Genomic DNA, 23,176 nt, shown 5'->3' with positions numbered 1-23,176 from the left:
GCCGGTACCGTAGTGCCTCATGAAGAGACAGGAACTGATGGGGCTCGCGTGCCTGCTATTAACCGCGTTGATTTGGGGATTTGCGTTTGTTTCTCAAGTGCAGGGCATGGATTCGATGACCCCACTGTTTTTCAACGCAACACGATTCACGCTTGGTGCGCTTTCACTGATTCCTTTGCTCGCATGGCGCCGGATGAAGCACGCTGCAACGCCGACAGTATCGGCTAGCGCACAGGCCAATCATGCGCGCTGGCTTTCCAATCCGATCATTGTCGGCGCAATCTGCGGCATATTTCTCTTCACTGCGAGCACCTTGCAGCAATACGGTATTCTTTACGGTCGCTCGGCTGGCCGCGCTGGATTTATTACGGCACTGTATATTGTGATGGTGCCGCTGCTCGCCTTCGTATTCTTGCATCGACGCGTGCACTTGATGACCATCATCGCAGTAGTGATTGCTGTCGTAGGTTTTTATTGCCTGTGCATCACCAATGGGTTCGGTTCATTAACGCTGGCCGACCTATTGCTATTGTTCACCGCAGTGCTGTTTGCCGCGCATATTTTGGTCATCGACACATTGGGGTCTCGTATTGACGCACTAGTGCTGTCTTTCACGCAATTTGTTACTACTGCCATCTTGAGTTGGGTAGGTTCACTCATCGAAGGATCAGTGAACTGGGCAGGTGCTGCTCAAGCGTGGGAAGCAGTGTTGTATGCAGGCATTGGTTCGGTTGGTATCGCGTACACATTGCAAGTTGTTGGCCAGCAATGGGTGCCGCCAACACAAGCCAGCCTTGTCATGTCACTGGAATCATTCTTCTCAGTGCTTGGCGGCGCATTGCTACTCGGCGAGGTGATGACCCCGCGCGGTTACCTTGGGTGCGCGCTCATTTTTGCGGGCACGATGCTCGCACAACTGCCCGCAAACCCGTTTACAACACGCGCAAAAAGCCGTTAGTCAGCTTTCGGCGCTTCGCCAGCCTGTGGTGCGCCGTTAATATCACGGTGAATATTCTGCATTTGCGTTTCAATATTCTGCAACGAACGCGCACAGTCAAGCAGTGTTTGCGAATGCTCGGTCAGCTTAGCGTCAGGCAAATCAGTTTTGTACCGCAATGCATGCTCAAGGCTCGCCCAATAATCCATAGCGATAGTACGGAACTGTACTTCAACTGGCGTGTAGTGAGCACCGGATGACAGAAACACTGGCACTGCATAAATCACATGGAGTGAGCGGTACCCGTTTTGCTTAGGATTTTTAATGTAATCCTTGACGCGCAGTACGGAAATATCGTTTTGCGCTGACAAATAATTCGATACAGAGTACACGTCATCGCGGTAGTTGCAGATCACACGAATACCAGCCACGTCGAACAAGTTATCGCGCATTGCCGCAACATTGAGCGGCAGCCCCTTGCGTTCCAACTTGCCTAGAATCGAATTCACCGACTTCAAACGCCGTTCCATATGATGAATTGGGTCGTGTGCGAAGCGAACCTGAAACTCAGAATCAAGAATTTCGAGTTTGGTACTGATCTCATACATTGCGCCTTCGTAGACCTGCATAAGATCAGCGAATTCAGTGATCTCATCGGTGGGGAACGGGGTGTTCTCGCCACCAAGAGCCTTGAGTCGCGCTTTGAGATCGTTGGTATTGATGCGGTTCTGTCGGTCAAGTATCACGGTCAATATTGTAACCGCACATGTGTGCTGAACCTGAATAATCGCTGAAGCAGACTTACCAGCGTGACGCAACACGGTTGACGCTCTGGCGTGGGCAATCGATACGATGGAAAACTATGAATGAAGACATGATGACCGAGGCTGAACGCGCCTCAAAACTGGCTGAACCAGCGGCTGATGCTGCCGCAATGCCAAACCGTGGCAAGGGCGTGTACTATGTGCACACGCTCGGATGCCAGATGAATGTGCATGATTCCGAACGTATTGCTGGCGTACTTGAAGCAGACGGTTATGTGCCAGCGACTGAAGATCAGGTGATTGACAAAGATATTGACCTGATCGTGATGAACACGTGCGCAGTGCGCGAAAACGCTGCTGAGCGTATGTATGGCACGATCGGCTTGTGGGCGCAGATGAAGCGTGAGCGGCCGAACCTGCAAATCGCAGTAGGCGGGTGCATGGCGCAGCTTGATCGTCAGAAGATCGCAAAGAAAGCGCCATGGGTAGATGCAGTGTTCGGTACGAAGAACATTGGCTCTCTGCCGCAGCTGCTTGATCGCGCGCGCATGATTGGTGAACCGCAGGTTGACGTGGTTGACCATCTGGATTATTTCCCTAGCCAGTTGCCGACCGCCCGCGCCTCGCGCGTCTCCAGCTGGGTGTCAATTTCGATCGGCTGCAACAATACGTGCACGTTCTGCATCGTGCCGACCACGCGCGGTAAGGAACATGATCGTCGCCCGGGCGATATTCTTGCTGAAATTCGCCAATGCGTGGATAACGGTGCCAAAGAGGTTACGCTGCTCGGCCAGAACGTGAACTCGTTCGGCTATGGTATTGGCGACCGGTACGCGTTTTCTAAGCTGCTGCGCGCATGCGGCGACATTGAAGGCTTGGAACGCGTGCGCTTTACTTCGCCGCATCCTGCTGCATTCACGGACGATGTGATCGCTGCAATGGCTGAAACACCGAACATTATGCACCAACTGCATTTCCCACTGCAGTCTGGTTCTGACCGCATTCTGCGCGCAATGCGCCGCTCGTATCGTTCAGCGAAATTCCTTGACATTCTTGGTCGTATTCGTGAAGCCATGCCGGATGCGCAGATTTCCACGGATATTATTGTGGGTTTCCCCGGTGAAACTGACGAGGATTTTGAAGAGACGATGCGCGTTGTGCGTGAAGCACGATTCTCTTCCGCCTTCACATTTGAGTATTCTCCGCGCCCGGGCACCCCGGCTGCGTCTATGGAACAAATACCGCATGACGTGGTCCAGGAGCGTTTCGACCGACTGGTAGCGTTGCAGGAGCAGATTACTGCTGAAGAGCTTGCCAAGTTCGAGGGCCGTGATGTTGAGGTGATGATCACGGGGACGACGGGCAAAAAGGATGCTGCCACGCATCGTGTAACGGGCCGTGAAAAAACTGGTGTGTTGGTGCATATCGGTGTGCCTGATGGTGAGCCTATGCCACAAATCGGCGATTTTGTTACCGCAACTGTTACGCATGCAGGCCGCCACAATCTCATCGCTGACCCTAACCCAGCGCAAGGCCAAACGTATTCAGTGAGGCGATAACCATCATGACAGCACGAGTCGTATCGATTGTCGGCCCTACCGCGTCCGGCAAAACAGGACTGGGTATCGCCATCGCCAAAGCGTTGGCGGTGCGCGGAGAACGCGCTGAAATCGTGAACGCTGATGCGTATCAAATGTATCGGGGTATGGATATTGGTACCGCCAAGCCAACAGCGGAAGAACAGGCTGCAGTACCGCATCATCTCATCGATATTGTTGATCCGGATGAAGCGATGTCAGTTGCGCGCTTCCAACAGCTTGCGCGCGACTGTATTCACGATCTGCAAGATCGCGGTATTCGTCCAATTCTGGTAGGTGGCTCGGGCTTGTATGCGCGCGCCGCCATCGACGATATTTCTTTCCCTGGAACTGACCCTGAAGTGCGCAAGCGACTCGAAGAGCGCGAACGAATCGAAGGTGCGGGAGCACTGTTCGATGAGCTTGCCGTCAAAGATCCTGAAGCTGCCTCGCGCATGGACCCGCACAATCCACGGCGTACGATTCGCGCACTTGAGGTCATCGAGGTCACAGGACGGCCGTATTCAGCAAGCTTGCCGCATTATCGGTATGTGATTCCCACCGTGCAAATTGGTCTTGACTTATCGCGTGAGGAGTTGGACCAGCGTATTGATATTCGCACCAAGCACATGCTTGAAGGCGGTTTCGTAGAAGAAGTGGAGCGTTTGCGCCCGCATTTGGGTGCTACTGCCGGTCGTGCGCTCGGCTATCAGCAGGTTATCGACTATCTCGACGGCCTGCGTGACATGGAGTACACGTTCTACGATATTGCGCAAAAAACCAAGCGTCTTGCCCGCAAGCAGATGGGCTGGTTTGGTCGAGATCCGCGCATTCACTGGCTGCAAGCGCTCAACCCACAGCTGGTTGATAAAGCAATGGCCATTATTGACCACGCTGATGCTGGTGACTACGATCCGATCGACGCGCAAGCCGACGAATACGTACAGCATCATCTCGGCGATATCGACTGATATACGCGTACACACACGCTGAATATAGGTACAGGGTTGCAGTTCACAGGAATGAACTGCAACCCTGTACATGTTGGTGGTACTGAAGAGTACTTACTGCAGGTGCCGTCAGTGTGCGGGACCTTGCTCCCATCCAGCAATCAGGAAAATACGCGTTGGATTCGCCGGACGCACAATCGTGGCAAACATTCGTTCGAAACCGCTGATATCACCCTGATACGCGCGCAATTTCGCTGCTTTATACGATTCGCGCGTCACGGTACCCCAGTCAAGATCCCAACCGGCATCATGCGCGAGTCGAGAAGCAAAAATGCGCAATGTCATCGCATTACCACCCTTGAAGGGATGCAGGTAACCGAGTTCGTCGTACACGTACGCGAGCGCGTGCGTGAAATCGTCACGATCAAGATTGTTGAGATTATGCTTCTCAGCTAGCTCTGTGGCGATATTGAGCGCGCCGGTTTCGATGAGCTGCGCAGGGAAAAACGCTTCCGGATTCTTTGCACGTGCTCGATCGCTTGTCACTTCGCGTGTCACATTCGATGTGCGCAAATGACCAGCGTCCGAAAACACGCCTTCAAACAATGCTGTATGAATAGCAATGAGCTCGTGTAAGTCTCCGGTTGGATTCCAACGGCGTTCAGCAAGGAGTACCGTGCGCGCAAACACGCTGCTCGCATGATCGGTTGCATGATCGTCGAGACTGCCATCAGCAAGTCGCCCGTTCACAATGCCAGACGTCTCCCGATCGGCAGTGTCGATGAGTCCGAGCACGTCCACTTCACCGCGCTCGTAGCAGGCCGCGGCGCGCATCGTTGCTTCGCCCGGCCTCATCGATTCCAATGCGCAGTTGTGAAGAGAGAATGCGACTGCGCTCGCACGTTCGGCTGGAGTCATAGTTAGATGGTACATGCGTTGGAGGTGAATTGTGCGCTTTTGACGCACATCGTCGGCGTAAAGTGATGGGTGATGGGTAGAATCTGAAGCGTTATGGCACGTACAGCATCCTCATCAGATAATCGATCCTCTGATTCCCGCTCTCGCACGCGGTCGTCGCGGGGGAGTTCTCGCGACGGCGGTGGGCAGGATCCGCGCGAACCAGAACCCATGTGGAAGAAGGTACTTCTCGCGATTCCGCGTGCTTTCGGATCATTGGTGCGTTCTATTACCGGCGTGGGTGAATATGATCCGGTGTACCGCCGTGATGGCTTGTGCTTCCTGCTCATTGTGCTCGCTGTACTGTTTTGCGCTTCCGAATGGTTCCGTGTGAACGGTGTGATTGGGCGCGTGTTGCACTCATTCTCGTCTGGCGTTTTGGGCGTAATGAGCGTGGTATTACCGGTACTGCTGGTTATTGTTGCTGTTCGGTTGATGCGCAATAGCGGCAAAGATTCTGACAATCCGCGTGTAGTTACCGGTTGGACACTGCTGTTGTGGTCAATCTGTTCGATTTTGGATGTGATTATCGCCTCTGACGCGCGCGTTTTTGACATTCGTATTTTGCAAAACGCTGGCGGTTTGTTTGGATTCTTCTTGGGTTCGCCGCTCGCTTGGGGATTGTCCAAGGTGTTCGCGGTCATTATTTTCGTCGTTGTTGGCCTGTTTTCGCTGCTGATGATCACCCGCACGCATGTCAATGAGGTTCCTGAGCGAGCGCGTGCGTTGGTTGCAACAATCAGTGGCGCTATGCCTGAAAAAACAGGTCATAGAGGCAGTAGCGATGAGGATAGCGACCAGTTCCCCAATGAAGTGCGCGTTGGTGACGATACGCTCGCATTTGCCGAAGGCGTGCCCGCACATGATGGCAGTGATGAAACTGAGGCTGAGAGCGCTGATAGCCCGGTAAAAGAAAGCTTCTTTGCTCGACTGTTTCATTGGCGTCGTGGCAGCAAGCAGGATGATGATACTGCTTTGGAGCGTTACGCCGGCGATGATCCGTTCACCAGTGCAGCTAGCCGTCACGGTCAGGCAGCTGAAACTACATTGGATGAACACGGTGGTGTTGTGCCACGCACAGTTTCTTCCACTGTCGGGGATGATAATGCGGCTAGCTGGGCATCTGATCCAGATGGCACACTACCGATGGGGGCTGGGTCTGCAAACGCGCCGGTACCAGTAGCATCTTCCGGTACGGTAGCAATGCCCGGGCCGTCTGCTGATCCGTGGGCGGCTATGCCAGCTGTTGGCGGCAGCGGATCGGCTGCAGTAGTACCAACACAGCCGCGTACTGTGTCGTCAAGTGTGCCGAGCGCAGTACCGAGCGCAGTACCAGGTGCAGTGCCGAGCGTTGTGCCTGCTGGATCTTCAAGCGCAGCAGATGTGCCGGCTGGCAGCGCGAACAGTGGCGAAGACATGAATCCGAATGCTGATGACGAGCAAGCGGGCAGTATTCCGGATGCGCCGTATCAGTTGCCGGATTTGAATATGCTGTCGCATGGTCAACCGCACGCTGTGCGCACCCCGGCTAACGATCGCGTTATCCGCGCGCTGACCTCCACGTTCCAGCAGTTCAACGTGGACGCGAAAGTTGTTGGCTTCCTGCGCGGCCCTTCGGTTACGCAGTACGAGGTTGAGCTTGGCCCTGGCGTTAAAGTCGAGAAGGTTACCAACTTGCAGCGCAATATTGCGTATGCGGTTGCTAGCTCTGACGTGCGTATTCTGTCGCCAATTCCCGGTAAGTCCGCTATCGGTATCGAAATTCCGAACGACGATCGCGAAATCGTCCACTTGGGTGACGTGTTGCGTTCTGATAAGGCAATGAACGATCCCAACCCGATGCTTGCTGGTGTTGGCAAAGACGTTGAAGGCCATTTCGTCACGGCTGACTTAACGAAGATGCCGCATTTGTTGGTTGCTGGTGCAACTGGTTCAGGTAAGTCGAGTTTTATTAACTCAATGCTGATGTCGATTATTATGCGCGCGACTCCTGAGCAAGTGCGACTGATCATGGTCGACCCGAAGCGTGTCGAATTAAGTGCGTACGCGGGTATTCCGCATCTACTAACGCCGATTATCACCGATCCGAAGAAGGCTGCTCAAGCTCTCGAATGGGTGGTTAAGGAGATGGATGCGCGCTATGACGACTTGCAGTTCTTCGGATTCCGCCACGTCAAAGACTTTAACGAGGCAGTACGCGCTGGCAAGGTGCATGCTCCAGCCGGTTCAAACCGCAAGGTTGCTCCATACCCGTATCTGCTGGTTGTTGTCGACGAGATGGCTGATCTTATGATGGTCGCCAAAAACGACGTGGAAAGCTCTATTCAGCGCATTACGCAGTTGGCGCGAGCCGCTGGCGTACACCTGGTGCTCGCCACGCAGCGCCCATCCGTTGACGTGGTCACTGGTCTGATTAAGGCCAATATTCCTTCAAGGCTCGCATTTGCAACGTCGTCGGCTACTGATTCGCGCGTTATTCTCGACTCGGTAGGCGCTGAGACGCTGATCGGCCAGGGTGACGCTTTGTTCCTGCCGATGGGCTCGATGAAGCCAATTCGTGTGCAGGGCTCGTGGGTGAACGAGTCGGAGATTCGCAAAGCGGTCGAATTTGTGCGCACGCAACGCAAACCGCATTATCGCGAAGATATTGAGCAGATGGCCAAGGAAGCAGAAAAGGCTGCTGTTGAGCCGGATGAGGATATCGGTGATGATCTTGACGTGTTGCTGCAGGCGGCTGAACTGGTAGTCACCACACAGTTTGGTTCCACATCAATGCTGCAACGCAAGCTGCGTGTCGGCTTCGCAAAAGCAGGCCGTCTTATGGATTTGCTGGAATCGCGCGGTGTTGTTGGCCCATCGGAAGGCTCTAAAGCACGCCAAGTGTTGGTACAGCCGCAAGATTTGCCGGCAGTCCTTGCCTTTATTCGAGGAGAAACCAGTTCGATTCACTCTGGCAGTGCTAGTGCGGGGGCGGCAGACTCACAAGCAGCTTTGCCAAGGCAAGACGAGTGAGCACAGTGACCGATGGTATCGGCGGTTTTCCTGACGATTGTCAGCTGATACTCATTCAACGTAGCAACGTGAGGGTATGGTGAACACTATGGCTACAGACATGAAGGAACGTCAAGAAACTTCGAAGACATCGCTGTTCGATGGCTGGAACGCGCCGCCGAATCTGGTCACGTACACCCGCATTGTCCTAGTGCTGGTGTTTCTTGGCCTTGATATTGCTGCCGGTGCGTGGGGCGCGAATAATATTGCACTGCGTTGGGCGGCTGCAATACTGTTTATTGTTGCTGCTTCGACCGATAAAATTGACGGTTGGATGGCGCGCACGTTCAACCAAGTCACTGAGCTTGGCAAACTCATGGACCCGATCGCTGACAAGCTGCTGACTTGTTCAACATTGATCGTTGCTTCGGTGTTCAGTGAAATTGGCTGGTGGGTAACTATTCTCTTCCTCGTGCGCGAAATCGGCATTACGGTGATGCGCTTCTTCGTTATTGACACCGGTGGCAAGGTCATTGCTGCGGCGTGGCCTGGCAAGCTGAAGACTCTGTTCCAGTGCATTGGTTTGGCTATGCTGCTGCTGCCGGTGTGGCATCTCAACGCAGCACAGACTGTGCCGATGTGGATGACAATCTACTACGTGCTGACATACGTGTTTATTTACGTGGCGTTGGCATTGTGCCTGTACTCGGGCATTCTGTATCTCGTCAACACGTTTGCTGGCCGCAAGAAGAGCAACGCAAATGCCTGATAAGGCAAATGCTCTGTCGCGCGATGAGCGAGCAGCTCGCATACTGGCGTGGTGCCAGGCGCGCGATATAAAAATCGCTTGCGCTGAGTCACTGACTGGCGGGTTGCTTGCGGATGCATTCGTGCGTATTCCTGGCGCGTCTCGCGTGTTCCTTGGCTCAGCAGTGACGTATGACATTGCAGCAAAAGCGTCCATATTAGGTGTTGATCGCAGCTTGCTTGAGCGTGAAGGTGCAGTGCACCCTGAAGTGGCTCGGCAGATGGCGCGCAATACAGCACGGTTGTATACGCAACCTGCATATTGTGGTGTGATTGGTTTGTCGACAACAGGAGTAGCTGGTCCTGGTCCTGATGGTGACAAGCCCGCCGGATTAGTGTATGTGGGCGTGAGTATTCCGGCCATTGCTGCGCCATCCGGTACGGACTTGTGTGCGGCATACGAACTGCGTTTGCATGGTTCGCGCGAGGATGTGCGTGAGCTCACCGTATTGCGCCTTATGGAGATAGTGAGCCAACTCACAGTGGATTCACAGGAATAATCTGCGCCTGGTCGTGTTGGTCATAGTGGAACGCTTGAACGATATGAACAACACGAAAGGGGAGTCAGACATGGATACGATGACTCGAACCAGCGAACGCATGGAGACGACCACCATCCCGCAAAGGGTACAACCCGGCACCGCGCGCATGCGCGATCTGACCCCAGCACAGCGTAGGGCGGTACTGTTTGCTCAACAGCAGGTATTGCGTGCTCGCGCTGCCAAGAAGGCGAAGGATGAGCGTCAAGCTGAACTTGAGCGTATGCGTATGGCGGAGGATTCCTTCGAGACGAAGCCGCGCGCAGCAGTACGTAGTGTGCAGAGCACTCCAGAGGCTAAGGATGTTTCGCTGCGCGAAGCTATCGGCCACGTGCTGCGCGATTTGCGTACGCGTGACGGCAAGACCTTGCGTGAAGTGAGTGAAAAGGCCGGGGTGTCGCTTGGATACCTGTCTGAAGTGGAGCGTGGTCAAAAGGAAGCAAGTTCAGAATTGCTTAGTTCGATCGCTGAATCGCTGGGTGTGAGCACTGCACAAATGCTGCGTTTAGTTGCTGACTATCTTGACTCGCTTGAGGCGTAACTTGGCCTGTTGCCAAGCTGTATGAGGTTGCCTGTTGACATGCAGGCAACCTTTTTTGTTTGCGGTTGTGCGCGGGGCTACTGTTGAATGCTGGTGTGAGGTTGAGGCTACACTGGTGGGTCATGCATGAGCGAGAATTCTGGGAATTGGTTGATGAAGTATTCGGCAAGGCGTATGGCCGCAGCCTAGTGCGAGATCAGACGCTGGATGTGCTCGGTGGTAGGTCTGCGCTGCAGGCGCTGGCTGATGGTGTTGAACCACGCGTGGTATGGAATGTGCTGTGCGATCATATGCAGATTGGTGACCCGCAGCGGTGGGGTAGAGGCCACAATGCACCACCTATGCCTGCTCGATAAACGGTAGATGGGGTGAACTACGCTACGGCGTGTCTGGCGATTGCATGCGGTTTTGACGATGTTGTAAGCCGTAACCATGAGCAATAATCGAACAAATGTTCGCCTTGTGGGGTATGGTTATCCACATAAAGACGATAAAGCATCGCATAAGTGGACGAGCAAGCAACACGCCGACTTATTCCTTACGGCAGTAGGGAATTGTGGCTACTGTGCAGACTTTTTGCAGTAGCCTTCGACCACATAAGTCGGTACAGCTTGCGTCGATATGCTGCTGATTCGTACGGTGGATATTGATATCCGCCCACTGACGTGAAGGAGACTGACATGGCACAGCGCACGAGTACGAAGGAAAGCGCGGCAAAAGCCGGGTCAAAGTCCGCGGCGGGAGCTGGCGACGCGCATGGTATCGACCCGCGTCGTAAAGCCGCACTGGACTCTGCTCTCGAGCAGGTAGAGAAAAGCTTTGGCAAGGGCTCGGCAATGCGTTTGGGGGATAGACCCGAACAGAACGTGGAAGTTATTCCTACAGGGTCGCTGGCTCTTGATTTAGCGTTGGGTATTGGCGGCTTGCCAAAGGGCCGTATTGTGGAGATCTACGGTCCAGAATCTTCGGGTAAGACAACGCTTGCATTGCATGTAGTAGCCAATGCACAGAAAAATGGTGGTGTAGCTGCGTTTATTGACGCAGAACATGCGCTCGACCCCGTGTATGCCCGTAAGTTGGGTGTTGATACGGATTCCTTGATTGTCTCGCAGCCAGACAACGGTGAGCAGGCACTGGAAATTGCGGATATGCTGATCCGTTCTGGTGCTCTCGACGTGATTGTTATTGATTCGGTGGCGGCGCTAGTGCCTAAAGCTGAAATTGAAGGTGACATGGGCGACAGTCACGTTGGCTTGCAGGCTCGATTGATGAGCCAAGCACTGCGCAAAATGACCGGTGCTCTGGCACAGGCTGGCACGACCGCTATTTTCATTAACCAGTTGCGTGAGAAGATTGGCGTTTTCTTCGGCAATCCGGAAACCACTACTGGTGGCAAGGCATTGAAGTTCTACTCATCAGTGCGATTGGATATTCGCCGTATTCAGACCATCAAATCTGGTGATGAAGCAATCGGTAACCGTACGAAGGTCAAGGTTGTGAAGAACAAGATGGCTCCGCCATTTAAGTCGGCAGAGTTCGACGTGCTGTATGGCGAGGGTATCTCAACAGAAGGTTCTGTGCTTGATATGGCCTTGCAGTGCAACGTGGTGAAGAAGTCGGGTTCGTGGTTCACCTATGACGGAGATCAGCTCGGTCAGGGCCGTGAGAACGTACGCAAGTTCCTCAAAGACAATCCGCAGATCACTGAAGAGATTGAAAACAAGGTCAAGGCTGAATTTGGTCTGATTGAACCACAGGATCAGTTTGCTGAAGGTGAAGCAGAGCCGCAGACTGACGCAGGAGCAGATGCTGCTGGCGATGCTAATACTCAGCCCGCTGACACCAAGGCCACTGCGTCGAAAAGCGCTGCCTAGTGAACTGTAGTTATTGGCAATGATACGAGCGGAAGATTTTCTCGCAGATCATGCTCCGCTGGTTGGTGATGACAGTGCGACTGACGCTGTCATCACCAACCAGCAGCGCAGTTTCCCTGCACGTCAATCAAGCGCGGGGAGTGCAGCATGGCATCGTCGCAGTCGGCAGCAGCGTACGAATGCTCGATATGCTTCTCGATCACAGAGTATTGGCATGTCGGGCGTACAGTCGGACTCAGCGCAGGGGAAAGGCGTTGAAGATCCGCGCGATTATGATGCCTGCCGGGAGGCTGCGCTGAGGCTGCTTGACGCTGCAGCTCGACCATCCGGCGCGTTACGTGACCGTCTGATAGCTAAAGGCTACGATGAAGATATTGTTGCGGATGTTATTGATCGACTCACGCAATTGTCTTTACTGGATGATGAAGCATATGCGCAATCAGCGTTACGTTACTGTTTGAACAGGCTCATGGGCCAGCGAGGCGCAATGGCAGATCTCACGCGCAAAGGTGTCGGTCGTCAATTAGCTATGCGCGTGTGTGAACAAGCTCGTGAACAAGGCGCTTTTGAAGATGCCGCATGGGAATTAGGACGGCAAAGCGCGCGCAAAACGGTTGGTTTGGACCAGCAAACACGCAAACGTCGCTTCTGGTCAGCTGGTGGGCGCAAAGGACATAACCCTGCCACGCTGGGAGAGGTCGCGCACGCACTGTTTGACCAATCTAGCAATGACTGAGGTTCGGAAAAAGAAAAACGAGACCCCCGATACCCCGGGTTCTGTCGCGTGTTACCACGCGGATGACCATCCATCTCGACCTGACGTTACCGTCAGGCTCTAGCGGCCTACCCGATGGCACGGGCGAGCAGCCCTTACCGCCATCTGCTTGGCCTTGCTCCCGATGAGGCTTGCCATGCGGCCAACTGTTACCAGCGGCCCGGTGGTCTCTTACACCGCCGTTTCACCCTTACCCGCTCGCGCGGGCGGTCTATTCTCTGCTGCGCTATCTCTCAGGTCGCCCTGGGCGGACGTTATCCGCCATCGTGCTCTGTGGAGCCCGGAAGTTCCTCAGCGTTGCCAAATGAATGACGCGGCCGCGGTCATCTGGGGGTCTCGAACGCACCATTATACAGATAGGGCGTACAGGCGGTGGTACGCCACATGCACGTATATGAATCGAAAAGAGCTTACAGGGTTGCTTGCGCCACGTCACTTGACAATGCCAGCGGCGATACGCTTCAGCTCGGCAATATGTCCGTCGAAAGCGGCACGCCCGGCCGGTGTCATCGCATACCAGCGCACCATATGCCGGCTCGTATCAGATTCGCGCTTATCAACGGACACATACCCACAGTCAACGAGCGCTTTGAGATGTTTGGAACAGGCCGCGTCTCCCAGTTGCAGCGCGTCACGTAAGGCCGCGAACTGCAACTCGTCGACCGCAGAGAGCATGCCGCAGATGCGCAGACGCATCGGCTCATGAATCACTGGATCGAACTGGGGGATGATACGCGTCGAATCGGTCATGTCAGATCTCCAGCAATGCTTTGCGCGCAAGATCGTCGTATGAGCGTTCGGTGGCAACGAAGAAAATAAACCACACGCAGCTTGCCAGCAGAAGTCCTAAAGCAGCTCGCCCTATCTCCTCGGGAGTATGAGGGCTGATAGTGGAGCACCACCAGATCGTGAACGCAACGTATGCGGCAAACCCACAGTACATGGTGATCTGCAATGCTCGCATAGCTGCGTTGCGCGGACGAATACCGAAGGTGAGGCCGCCGGGCCACAATCCGCCACGATCCGGCAGTCCGCGTGAACGCGTAATCCAGCGAATCATCATGATCAGCACTGCGATGCTGGCAAGAGCTACGGCCCATAGTGCGAACTGTGTGGCTACAGCGAAGTTCCATTGGCTCTTTGCTGCCGAAACTGGCGAATCGTATATGGCAGCGATCGAGTCTGTTGATGTTCCAGCGGCGTCAGCGGCCTCCAGCTTATCTATATATTCACTCTGCAATGTCTGAAATCGATTCCACGACAGAGTTGTGTACAGCGAGCCAATAAGGTAGCCAAGGTCGCTGAATATGGCAAGCAGTGCAATTGCTGGATAGAACCAACCAGGGGGAGTGATGCGATCGGCAATGCTATCTCGGCCTTGCCGCACAGTGTTCAATGCTTCCTGCGCGAGAGCTGCATTCAGTTCGGGATGACTACTGGGGGTTGGGGTGTTTGCCGGGGTGTGATGAACGGTGCGCTGAGTTGACGTCATCGCAAGTCTCCTTTGACGAGCATATATGCGATCAGAGATTGATATTGCAGGGCACTGCTACGAGCGAGTAAGGGTGGTGATGGAGGAAGAGAGCCTCACAGAGGTGAGCTAACAAGAATAACTTTCCGTATAAGAAAGTATATTGCTTTCCTCTAAGGAAAGCAATAAAAACGCGTCATTACGGCACTGCCGTAGTGACGATGTGCCCATCTTGCTGCGCACCCCGCACGAAACAAACAAATCCAAGCATATCTTCGTTACGAAACGCTGGAAAAAAAGAAACATATTTCTATGGGCGAGTTCTTCCCAGAGTTTACCTTTCGTTCGGCTACAATAAAACGTACCCGATTGGCGAGGACGCCTTTCGGCACACATATAGCGGGAAACCGCTTGAGTATAGGGAGGTCCACATGGAAATCGTCGTTACCGGACGCCATACGCAGATCAAGCAAAGGTTCCGTGATGTCGTCGAAAGCAAGATGAATCGTGTGACCGCTATTGCACCGGATGCGCAGCGCGCGCAGATCGTGCTGACGCATGAAGGCAATCCGCGTCAGGCTGATACTGCCAAGCGCGTGGAGATTACCGTTATTGCCGGTAGCACCGTGGTACGCGCTGAGGCTTCGAGCACTGATGAGTTCAGCGCGCTCGACATGGCGCTTGACAAGCTGACTCTGCGTTTGCGCCGTACGCGTGATCGTCGTAAGGATCATCGTCGCGGCTACACCAACCCGGTGCCGGTTGATCTGGGCGTGATTACCCCGCCGGAGCCGGAAGAGGAAGCCGAGCCGGAAGAGCCGAACAACAGCCCTGAAGCTGCTGTCGCTTCTGATCTTGGTCCTGGCGAATCTGTGGAAGTCCAGGTTGGCGACACGCCGATTGTCATCCGTCGTAAGCTGCACATCGCAGAGCCGATGAGCATCGATGAGGCACTGTACGAGATGGAGCTGATCGGTCACGACTTCTTCCTGTTCGTCAACAAGGAAACTGGCCGTCCGTCCGTCGTCTACCACCGTCACGGTTGGAGCTACGGCGTGTTCGAGATCGACACCCCAGAAAACGTGAAGAAGTAAGGGGGTACTCCTCACTGATTCGTCGGTAGGGTAACGCTCACGCAAGAGCAAGATCGACGAATAAGCAACTGATAAAGGTCCGTCCGGCATCAAGTCGGGCGGACCTTTTTGTGCCAGTTGATTGGTGGGAGCGGCACGCATGAAAACACCGAGTGATCATGCTCGTCGTGAAGAAAATGTCCATGCGCGCGGGTCGCAGTTCGTGAAAATCGGCGCGTTCGCCTATCATGGTTGAAGTTTGTGCCCGGCGGCGTACGACGTCGGGCTGGCTCGTTGACGTCCGAAGTTAAACAGGGAGCGAATGTGGTAGATATCGTCGATAAGGCCCTTCGAATGGGTGAAGGCCGCCAGATCAAGAAGCTGGAGAACGTGGCCAAGGCCGTGAATGCTCTTGAGGACGAGATTTCAGCTCTGTCCGACGAGGAGCTCAAAGGCCAGACCGCCAAGTTCAAGCAGCGTCTGGACAATGGTGCCACGCTGGACGATCTGATGCCGGAGGCGTTCGCCACCGTGCGCGAGGTTTCTAAGCGCACCCTCGGCCAGCGTCACTTCGACGTGCAGCTGATGGGCGGCGCAGCCCTGCACTGGGGCAACATCGCTGAAATGAAGACTGGTGAAGGTAAGACCTTGGTCGCCACCTTGCCGAGCTACTTGAATGCACTCGAAGGCAAGGGCGTGCACGTGGTCACCGTCAACGACTACCTCGCCAGCTACCAGAGCGAGCTCATGGGCCGCATCTACCGCTTCCTCGGCATGTCTGTCGGCTGCATCATCACCGATCAGAAGCCGCCGGAGCGTCGCAAGCAGTACAACGCTGACATCACGTACGGCACCAACAACGAGTTCGGCTTCGATTACCTGCGCGATAACATGGCGTGGGAGAAGAGCGAACTGGTGCAGCGCGGCCACCGTTTCGCCATCGTCGATGAGGTTGACTCCATCCTGATCGATGAGGCTCGTACGCCTCTGATTATTTCTGGCCCGGCTGAAGGCGACGTGACCCGTTGGTACCGTCAGTTTGCGCGCCTTGTGCCGAAGCTGACTCGTGACGAGGATTACGAGGTCGACGAGAAGAAGAAGGTCGTCGGCATCCTCGATCCAGGTATCACCAAGGTTGAAGACTTCCTGGGTATTGACAACCTGTACGAGCCGGCCAACACCGCACTGATCGGTTACCTGAACAACGCCATCAAGGCTAAGGAACTGTTCCTGCGCGATCGTGATTACGTGGTCACCAATGGTGAAGTACTTATCGTTGACGAGCACACTGGCCGTATCCTGCCGGGCCGCCGCTACAACGAAGGCCTGCACCAGGCGCTCGAAGCCAAGGAGAACGTGGAGATCAAGGCTGAGAACCAGACCTTCGCAACCATCACCTTGCAGAACTACTTCCGTATGTACGACAAGCTCGCTGGTATGACCGGTACTGCTGAGACTGAGGCTGCTGAGTTCATGGGCACCTACAAGCTCGGTGTGCTGCCGATCCCGACGAACAAGCCGATGATCCGTATCGACCAGGACGACCTGATCTTCCGCACCAAGAAGGAGAAGCTGGCCGCCATCGTTAAGGATGTTGCAAAGCGCCACGCGAAGGGCCAGCCGGTGCTGCTGGGTACCGCATCCGTCGAGTCTTCTGAAGTTGTTTCTTCGCTGCTCGATGTTGCTGGCATTCCTCACCAGGTGCTCAACGCTAAGCAGCACGCCAAGGAAGCTGCTGTGGTTGCTGTCGCCGGTCGTAAGGGCGCAGTTACCGTGGCTACCAACATGGCTGGTCGTGGTACTGATATCATGCTCGGCGGTAACGTTGAGTTCCTCGCTGATGCCAAGCTGAAGAAGGATGGCTACTCGCCTGAGGACACTCCGGATGAGTACGAGAAGCGTTGGCCGGGCGTGCTCGCTGAGGTCAAGGAGCAGGTCAAGGACGAACACGAAGAGGTCAAGAAGCTTGGCGGCCTGTACGTGCTCGGTACTGAGCGTCACGAGTCTCGTCGTATTGATAACCAGCTGCGCGGTCGTTCTGGCCGTCAGGGCGACCCGGGTGAATCCCGCTTCTACCTGTCGCTTGAGGATGATCTGATGCGCCTGTTCAACACGCAGCTCGTTGCTCGTGTGATGGCCAAGGGCATGCCTGAAGGCGAGCCGATCGAGTCGAAGACCGTTTCTAAGGGTGTGCGCACTGCACAGAAGACCGTTGAAGCACGTAACTTCGAAATTCGTAAGAACGTGCTCAAGTATGATGACGTGATGAACAAGCAGCGTACGGTCATCTACTCTGAGCGTCAGGCTGTACTGAAGGGCGAGGATATCCACGAGGATATTGAGCGCTTCATCGCCGATACGGTGCTCAGCTACGTCAAGGGCGCTGAGAAGGGCTCTGCGAAACCGGCTGACTGGGATTGGGATGGCCTGTTCAAGGCACTGAAGACCGTGTTCGGCTTTGACATCGACCAGGATGCTGCTAAGGCTGCTGCCGAAGGCGCTAAGGGCGAGAAGGCTGCTGAGGCTGTACGCGACGTGATCGTCGAACAGACCAAGAAGGAGTACGCCGAGTTCGAAGAGAAGATCGGTACCGATGGCCTGCGTCAGCTTGAGCGTCGTGTGGTGCTCGCTGTGCTTGATCGCAAGTGGCGTGAGCACCTGTATGAGATGGATTACCTCAAGGATGGTATTGGTCTTCGTGGTATGGGCCAGCGTGATCCGCTGGTTGAATACCAGCGCGAAGGCTACCAGATGTACAACTCGATGATCGAGGCCATTAAGGAAGAGTCGGTTCAGCTGCTCTTCCACGTGGATGTACAGCAGGTGTCTCGTACCGATGAGGCTAAGGCCGCTGAGCAGGAATCCGAAGAGAGCGCAGACGCTGCCGTTGATCAGGCTGAAGCTGCTCTTGGTGTGGAGAACACTGAAGAGGATAAGGCTGATGAGGCTGAAGCTTCTGTGAGCGATGAGCCGGCCGACCCGGACACGTTGGATGACGAGTCTGACGAAGAGAAGGCTGCTATTGCTGAAGCTGCTAAGGCTTCCGAAGCTGGCGAGACTACGTCGTCCATTACTGGCCCGGCTCCGATCAGCCACGCTGAAGGCAAGGTTCCGGTCAGCAAGCGCCCGAAGAGCGAAGAGCTGAAGACTCCATGGGCTGATGGTCGTACGTTCCCGGGTACCCCGAAGAACGCGCAGTGCCCGTGCGGTTCCGGCCGTAAGTACAAGATGTGCCACGGTCAGAACGAGGCGTGACCTGCCAGTAGTTGTGCTCGCACATAACGTGCGCACATGAGCTAGAGGCTTCCCATTGTGGGAAGCCTCTTTGCGTTTCTAGGGCACATCATTTTCCCTATACTTGACTATGAAATCCCCATGGGTAGGGGTATTGCCCGAGCTAGCGTACGGTGAAGCCCTGCGAGACAGCGTACAGTTTGAGTCGCCGCTCCCATTCGCCAAGTAACGCTGCACTATTGCCGCCCGCGTGCAATGCGGGAACGATCAGTCGCATGAACTCAGCGTTGAGCTGGCTATAGAACGGCAAATTATCCCAATCGCGATTCACACGTGCAGCTGATTTCGCATACACGTCGTAAATCTGCTGATTGAAATACGGATCTACCGTACCGCGTCGTGTTAAATCTTCCACATAGCCTGCCGCCGCAGACACGCCGCCTGGCGCTCGTAATTCCACTGATGCTGGATCAAGTTGGAACCAGCGAATAAATGTTAGTGCTGCTTGCAAACGGATTTTCGGCAGTCCTGCACTTACTGCCAAGGTTGAGCCACCAATTTCTGCAGTGCGCACCTTACCTGGATCAACGAATGCGGGCGGTAGCGCCACCTTCCAATGACCTTTATCTTGCGGATACGAGGCAGCAAGAATCTTACCTAACCAATTCGCATACGTTACGGTGAGATACTTGCCAGAATCAGGCAGCATGTACCGGTTGTTCCACATTGGTTCTGCGGCAAGCACACCATCATCGAGACATTGTTGAATAAACTCCGCCACAGAAACCATGAGCTCATCGGTCATATGGAAAGCGATCGTGGTGTTGTCTTCCACACGCCACGGTTGTACGCGTGCTGAGCGGAAGAACGACAAGTAATGCTGCACGTTCGTAGTATCAAGAATGCTCATATAGCGTTGCGGATTGCGCGCATGTAACGCTACGCCTTCCTCGTAAAGCTGATCCCATGTAGCTGGTGGTGTGAGCTCATATTTATCAAATAAGTCAGCGCGGTAGAACATCACGGTCTGCGACTGATCTCCAGGAATACCGTAGAGTTTGCCTGCATAGTGTGCTGAACGCCATGCAGCCTTGTCGACAAGTGGCGCAGTTTCAGCTTCAATACCAGTGTCGGATAGATCTTGCAATGCGCCGGATGCGGCAAGCTGGGGGAGCGCTGTTCGTTCAAGATTGATGAGATCAGGTACAGAACGATGATTGATTACGCGCTCCCAGTACAAGGCGAGCGTGTTCTCTTGCGTGCGCCCCTCGATTGGATCAATAACAATATGCGGGTGGATACGCATGAATTCGTTGATACGCGGTAGCGTTTCGTTAAACGCATTAGAGAGCATCGTGAGTGCAACCACGTCACTTGAACGCCGGATTTCTGCGTAAGGGCCAAGTTTCATGGTGGAACGCTTGTGCAAGCTCATCGAATTACGCGCGACAAACTCAGCATTGAGCGAGATAGTAGAAGGTCTTGCACCGGCAGGATTGCGTACTGCGCTGACTAACGCGTCAGCAGCATGTTCAGCGATATCGTTGATTTTCAGATCAATAGTGCTCAATGAGGGAGAGATGAGCTTCGCCGTAGCGATATTGTCGAAGCCGATCACCGAAACATCTTCAGGAATACGCAACCCATTGCGTTTTGCAGCGTCGATAAACCCGGCAGCAAGATCGTCATTAAAAGCGAACACTGCGTCAGTAGGGCGAATGAGATATTGCTCAAGCGCTTGCACGCCACCGCTGATATTAGGCGCGCATTCTCGAACCACGCGATAGGTCATGTCATAGCGGAAGGCTGCTGCGCGAATATATCGACGGCGGTACTCATTCGACCATGAACTTGCCGGGCCTGCAAGATACGTGATAGAAGAGTGACCGCTATCTTTGAGTCTGCGAACAGCATCATCAACAGCTTGTGCCACGTCAACGGTAACGCTGTTCAATCCTGGAATGGCACGATTCAGTAGGATAACCGGGCGAACAAGGGCAATACGGCGGATATCTGGTTCGCTTAGTCTCGAGGAGAGTAGTACTACACCGTCGACATTGCGCATGACATACGACATGGCTTTACGCTCAGCAGCTGGCTTACCGTCGGTATCAAGAGTGATTAAGCCATAGCCGCGCGCGTCAAGACGACGTTGCAATGCGTTGACAGTAAAGGCATACAGCATATTGGCGAGCGTGGGCGCGATAACCGCCATCATGCCAGTGGATGGTAGTAGCTCATCGCTGTCACTGGCATCCATCGAAAGATAGCCGAGCTGCTCAGCAATACGGCGAATGCGAAACTCAGTTTTTGCTGCCACGCGACCGGGCTGGCTCAACGCGCGTGAAACCGTAGAGGGATTGACGCCGGCCTCGCGCGCGATGTCATAAATAGTTGCTTTGCGTCGCTCATTTGCCATGGTAGGTTCCTTCTGGCTTTCCGGCACTGTGGATGACATTTCAACTGCTCGGCAACATTATGGCAACCTTTGGCAACAAGTGCAATGGGGGTGCTGAATCAGACGAATATAAAACATGTCAGCGAAACGCCAGCGCGTAGGAGCGCAGGAATCGCAACAAAACAAGCAGCAGACAAGTTCACCTGGAGGAACCATGTCTATATCCATCACAGCCGCCACGCGGGTAACGGGTGCGGCGCCATCCAAGGCCGTATCGTTTGCGGTTGAGGATGTCGAGCGCGACCTGAAGGCCACGATTGCGCCGTCCGAGACCCCCGGCGCCAATATCGTGCTCGTCGAAGGCCCGCACAATCCGGAAACCTATGAGGTACGTGTGGCGGACGGTAACCTTGAGATCCACGCTGGCGACGACTTCGGCTTTATTTACGGCCTGTACGCGGTCAGCCGCGAAGTGCTCGGCGTCAAGGACTTCTGGTTCTGGAACGACCAGCGTTTCGAGCCGGTGCCATCCATCGAACTCGCCGACGACTTCACGCTCACCAGCAAGCCAACCGCCGTCAAATACAAGGGCTTCTTCATCAACGACGAAGTACTCCTCGAGGATTGGAAGGTTGACAACGACCTCGACAAGACCTGGCGACTGGCGTTTGAGACCGTGTACCGTCTCGGCGGCAATATGGTCATCCCCGGCTCCGGCCAGCGCGGCGAGCCACACTTGAAGCTCGCACAAGACATGGGCTTCTACATCAACCAGCATCATGCGTGCCCGCTCGGCGCACGCATGTTCGCCGCCGCCTACCCGGGTGTACAGCCCAAGTGGCCTGAGGAAGAGCCTCGTTTCGAAGCCTTGTGGCGCGAAGCAATCGAAGCGCAGAAAGGCAAGCGCACCGTGTGGACGCTCGGCTTCCGCGGCCAAGGCGACCAGCCATTCTGGAACTTTGACCCGCGCTACGCCACCGACGAGGCTCGCGGCAAGCTGCTCTCCGAGATCATCCAGCGCCAGTACGACATGGTGCAGGAAGCCGACCCGGGTGCGCAGTGCGTGATCTACTTGTACGGCGAAGCGATGGAACTCTACCGCGCAGGCGTGCTCACGTACCCCAAGCAGGTGGCCAAGATTTGGGCCGACAACGGTTTCGGCCGCATGGTCTCCCGCCGTCAGGAAAACAACAACCCGCGCGTGCCCGCCATGCCTACAAACGACGGCGACAACGGCATCTACTACCACGCCAGTTTTTATGACCTGCAGGCCGCCAACCACACCACCGACATCACCAACGACCCGCGCCTCGTCGCCAAGGAGCTCGAGGATGTCATCGTCAACGGTGGTGACGACGTATGGATCGTCAACGCCTCCAACATCAAGCCGCACGTGTACTTCCTCAACTTCATCGCTGCAATTTGGCGCGACGGCAAGATCAACTTCGAGAAGACCGCGAAGGACTACATCGCCGACTACTACGGTGACGACAACGTGGACGCAGTGTTCGACCTGTACGAAGAATACTGGAAGGCCGCCGTCCAGTACGGACCCAACTGGGATGACCACGCCGGCGAACAGTACTTCAACCACGTGCCGCGCATGCTCATCACCCAGTGGCTGCGCGACCGCCAAGCCCCCGCGCAAGATCTGCGTTGGATGCACGATGCTGCCAGCCTCAAGGAGCAGATCACTTTCTACCGCGATCTGATCGCTCCGGCTGTTGCTCGCTATGCGGCGCTCGCCGACAAGGTAGAGCTGGCTGCCATTGCCGCCGAATTGCGCGGTGAAGAAGACGCTGCCGAGCTCATCCGCGACTCGATCGGTGTCGAGGTCGGCATCTACGAGCACTCAGTGGCTGCATCCGTGCACGTGTGCGACGCACTGCTCGCCGGATATGAGGAGGACTGGCAGCACGCGTTCTACGACGCCGGACTCGCGGCCGAAGAGTTCACCGCCGGCGACCGCGCAATGCGCGACCGCGAACACGGCAAGTGGGCTGGCTTCTGGCGCAATGACTGCCTGACTGACATCAAGCAGTCCGCTTGGGTTGCGAAGCAGCTGATGGGCTACCTGCGCTGCGTGGGTGACGGCCCGCACTACTACCAGTGGCTGCGCGACTTCTGCTACCCGGCTTGGGAGAAGGACGTGTTCGTGATCATGAACATGGAGAACCACCCGACCGACGACGAGATCTTCGCCGCCATGAAATCCAAGTGGGGCAAGTGACGCGAACTGGCTTCCGATGAAGGAACCGGATCATCAGCGCAAACATTTGCCTCATACG

Annotated in this window: 18 protein-coding genes and 1 other RNA gene; 13 read left to right on the top strand and 6 right to left on the bottom strand. The window is 55.0% G+C overall.

The window, feature by feature from the left end; genetic code table 11:
* The first annotated feature begins 19 nt into the window (after positions 1 to 19).
* Complete coding sequence (locus tag D2E25_RS02580) at positions 20 to 958, top strand: DMT family transporter (protein ID WP_125979450.1); 939 nt, start codon at positions 20 to 22, stop codon at positions 956 to 958.
* On the opposite strand, the gene D2E25_RS02575 is transcribed toward D2E25_RS02580, so the two are convergent.
* Positions 955 to 1,692, bottom strand: coding sequence for a GTP pyrophosphokinase (locus D2E25_RS02575; RefSeq protein WP_206430726.1), 738 nt, complete (start codon positions 1,690 to 1,692; stop codon positions 955 to 957). The genes D2E25_RS02580 and D2E25_RS02575 overlap by 4 nt on opposite strands.
* 107 nt (positions 1,693 to 1,799) lie before the next feature.
* Between D2E25_RS02575 and miaB the strand changes: the two genes are divergently transcribed.
* On the top strand, positions 1,800 to 3,260 hold the full coding sequence (miaB, locus tag D2E25_RS02570) for a tRNA (N6-isopentenyl adenosine(37)-C2)-methylthiotransferase MiaB (RefSeq protein ID WP_164514675.1): 1,461 nt from the start codon (positions 1,800 to 1,802) through the stop codon (positions 3,258 to 3,260).
* Positions 3,261 to 3,265: 5 nt separating this feature from the next.
* A complete protein-coding gene (gene miaA, locus D2E25_RS02565; protein WP_125979448.1) occupies positions 3,266 to 4,249 on the top strand; it encodes a tRNA (adenosine(37)-N6)-dimethylallyltransferase MiaA in 984 nt (327 codons plus the stop codon).
* Between the two features lie 108 nt (positions 4,250 to 4,357).
* Here miaA and D2E25_RS02560 read toward each other — a convergent pair whose 3' ends face one another.
* A complete protein-coding gene (locus D2E25_RS02560) occupies positions 4,358 to 5,146 on the bottom strand; it encodes a Fic/DOC family protein (RefSeq protein ID WP_125979447.1) in 789 nt (262 codons plus the stop codon).
* Between the two features lie 210 nt (positions 5,147 to 5,356).
* On the opposite strand from D2E25_RS02560, the gene D2E25_RS02555 reads away from it, so the two are divergent.
* The 7 genes from D2E25_RS02555 to D2E25_RS02525 all read left to right on the top strand — a co-directional run bounded on the left by D2E25_RS02555 (position 5,357) and on the right by D2E25_RS02525 (position 12,673).
* Positions 5,357 to 8,197, top strand: a complete 2,841-nt coding sequence (locus D2E25_RS02555) for a DNA translocase FtsK (protein WP_420897316.1) — start codon at positions 5,357 to 5,359, stop codon at positions 8,195 to 8,197.
* A 76-nt stretch (positions 8,198 to 8,273) separates the two neighbouring features.
* The gene (pgsA, locus tag D2E25_RS02550) at positions 8,274 to 8,945 is read left to right on the top strand and encodes a CDP-diacylglycerol--glycerol-3-phosphate 3-phosphatidyltransferase (RefSeq protein ID WP_164514674.1); all 672 of its coding nucleotides are present in this window, start codon (positions 8,274 to 8,276) and stop codon (positions 8,943 to 8,945) included.
* Positions 8,938 to 9,483, top strand: coding sequence for a CinA family protein (locus D2E25_RS02545; RefSeq protein WP_125979445.1), 546 nt, complete (start codon positions 8,938 to 8,940; stop codon positions 9,481 to 9,483). Before pgsA ends, D2E25_RS02545 begins: the two co-directional genes overlap by 8 nt.
* 70 nt (positions 9,484 to 9,553) lie before the next feature.
* On the top strand, positions 9,554 to 10,063 hold the full coding sequence (locus D2E25_RS02540; protein WP_164514698.1) for a helix-turn-helix domain-containing protein: 510 nt from the start codon (positions 9,554 to 9,556) through the stop codon (positions 10,061 to 10,063).
* A 122-nt stretch (positions 10,064 to 10,185) separates the two neighbouring features.
* Positions 10,186 to 10,419 (top strand): DUF3046 domain-containing protein, encoded by a 234-nt coding sequence (locus D2E25_RS02535; protein ID WP_125979444.1) that lies wholly within the window; start codon positions 10,186 to 10,188, stop codon positions 10,417 to 10,419.
* A 324-nt stretch (positions 10,420 to 10,743) separates the two neighbouring features.
* Positions 10,744 to 11,937 (top strand): recombinase RecA, encoded by a 1,194-nt coding sequence (recA, locus tag D2E25_RS02530; RefSeq protein ID WP_241216943.1) that lies wholly within the window; start codon positions 10,744 to 10,746, stop codon positions 11,935 to 11,937.
* Positions 11,938 to 11,956: 19 nt separating this feature from the next.
* Positions 11,957 to 12,673 carry a regulatory protein RecX gene (locus D2E25_RS02525; RefSeq protein ID WP_125979443.1) on the top strand — a complete coding sequence of 239 codons (717 nt, stop codon included), beginning with the start codon at positions 11,957 to 11,959 and terminating at the stop codon, positions 12,671 to 12,673.
* Between the two features lie 14 nt (positions 12,674 to 12,687).
* Here D2E25_RS02525 and rnpB read toward each other — a convergent pair.
* The 3 genes from rnpB to D2E25_RS02510 all read right to left on the bottom strand — a co-directional run bounded on the left by rnpB (position 12,688) and on the right by D2E25_RS02510 (position 14,204).
* Positions 12,688 to 13,051, bottom strand: an RNA gene (rnpB, locus tag D2E25_RS02520) — RNase P RNA component class A.
* Positions 13,052 to 13,144: 93 nt separating this feature from the next.
* Positions 13,145 to 13,462: a transcriptional regulator gene (locus tag D2E25_RS02515; protein ID WP_241216941.1), complete on the bottom strand. Its 318-nt coding sequence runs from the start codon at positions 13,460 to 13,462 to the stop codon at positions 13,145 to 13,147.
* A gap of 1 nt (position 13,463) precedes the next feature.
* The gene (locus D2E25_RS02510) at positions 13,464 to 14,204 is read right to left on the bottom strand and encodes a hypothetical protein (protein ID WP_125979442.1); all 741 of its coding nucleotides are present in this window, start codon (positions 14,202 to 14,204) and stop codon (positions 13,464 to 13,466) included.
* Positions 14,205 to 14,614: 410 nt separating this feature from the next.
* Between D2E25_RS02510 and hpf the strand changes: the two genes are divergently transcribed.
* Both hpf and secA read left to right on the top strand, forming a co-directional pair.
* Entirely contained in the window at positions 14,615 to 15,277 is a 663-nt protein-coding gene (gene hpf, locus D2E25_RS02505) for a ribosome hibernation-promoting factor, HPF/YfiA family (RefSeq protein WP_125979441.1), read from the top strand.
* A gap of 303 nt (positions 15,278 to 15,580) precedes the next feature.
* A complete protein-coding gene (secA, locus tag D2E25_RS02500; RefSeq protein WP_125979440.1) occupies positions 15,581 to 18,511 on the top strand; it encodes a preprotein translocase subunit SecA in 2,931 nt (976 codons plus the stop codon).
* Between the two features lie 142 nt (positions 18,512 to 18,653).
* Here the strand turns inward: secA and D2E25_RS02495 are convergent, their stop codons facing one another.
* Positions 18,654 to 20,909: an extracellular solute-binding protein gene (locus D2E25_RS02495; protein ID WP_164514673.1), complete on the bottom strand. Its 2,256-nt coding sequence runs from the start codon at positions 20,907 to 20,909 to the stop codon at positions 18,654 to 18,656.
* Positions 20,910 to 21,102: 193 nt separating this feature from the next.
* On the opposite strand from D2E25_RS02495, the gene D2E25_RS02490 reads away from it, so the two are divergent.
* A complete protein-coding gene (locus tag D2E25_RS02490) occupies positions 21,103 to 23,118 on the top strand; it encodes a glycosyl hydrolase 115 family protein (protein ID WP_164514672.1) in 2,016 nt (671 codons plus the stop codon).
* The last annotated feature ends 58 nt before the right edge of the window (positions 23,119 to 23,176 follow it).

This window comes from Bifidobacterium goeldii (assembly GCF_003951095.1).
GTDB classification, from domain to species: Bacteria; Actinomycetota; Actinomycetes; order Actinomycetales; family Bifidobacteriaceae; genus Bifidobacterium; species Bifidobacterium goeldii.
The sequence above is the reverse complement of the archived record's forward strand: the minus strand, read 5'-3'. Positions and strand labels throughout refer to the sequence as shown.

Coding starts and splice junctions, on each gene's coding strand:
- D2E25_RS02580 (WP_125979450.1), top strand. CDS start 20: ATGAAGAGACAGGAACTGATGGGGCTCGCGTGCCTGCTATTAACCGCG.
- miaB (WP_164514675.1), top strand. CDS start 1,800: ATGAATGAAGACATGATGACCGAGGCTGAACGCGCCTCAAAACTGGCT.
- miaA (WP_125979448.1), top strand. CDS start 3,266: ATGACAGCACGAGTCGTATCGATTGTCGGCCCTACCGCGTCCGGCAAA.
- D2E25_RS02560 (WP_125979447.1), bottom strand. CDS start 5,146: ATGACTCCAGCCGAACGTGCGAGCGCAGTCGCATTCTCTCTTCACAAC.
- D2E25_RS02555 (WP_420897316.1), top strand. CDS start 5,357: ATGTGGAAGAAGGTACTTCTCGCGATTCCGCGTGCTTTCGGATCATTG.
- pgsA (WP_164514674.1), top strand. CDS start 8,274: ATGGTGAACACTATGGCTACAGACATGAAGGAACGTCAAGAAACTTCG.
- D2E25_RS02545 (WP_125979445.1), top strand. CDS start 8,938: ATGCCTGATAAGGCAAATGCTCTGTCGCGCGATGAGCGAGCAGCTCGC.
- D2E25_RS02540 (WP_164514698.1), top strand. CDS start 9,554: ATGGATACGATGACTCGAACCAGCGAACGCATGGAGACGACCACCATC.
- D2E25_RS02535 (WP_125979444.1), top strand. CDS start 10,186: ATGCATGAGCGAGAATTCTGGGAATTGGTTGATGAAGTATTCGGCAAG.
- recA (WP_241216943.1), top strand. CDS start 10,744: ATGGCACAGCGCACGAGTACGAAGGAAAGCGCGGCAAAAGCCGGGTCA.
- D2E25_RS02525 (WP_125979443.1), top strand. CDS start 11,957: ATGATACGAGCGGAAGATTTTCTCGCAGATCATGCTCCGCTGGTTGGT.
- D2E25_RS02515 (WP_241216941.1), bottom strand. CDS start 13,462: ATGACCGATTCGACGCGTATCATCCCCCAGTTCGATCCAGTGATTCAT.
- D2E25_RS02510 (WP_125979442.1), bottom strand. CDS start 14,204: ATGACGTCAACTCAGCGCACCGTTCATCACACCCCGGCAAACACCCCA.
- hpf (WP_125979441.1), top strand. CDS start 14,615: ATGGAAATCGTCGTTACCGGACGCCATACGCAGATCAAGCAAAGGTTC.
- D2E25_RS02495 (WP_164514673.1), bottom strand. CDS start 20,909: ATGGCAAATGAGCGACGCAAAGCAACTATTTATGACATCGCGCGCGAG.
- D2E25_RS02490 (WP_164514672.1), top strand. CDS start 21,103: ATGTCTATATCCATCACAGCCGCCACGCGGGTAACGGGTGCGGCGCCA.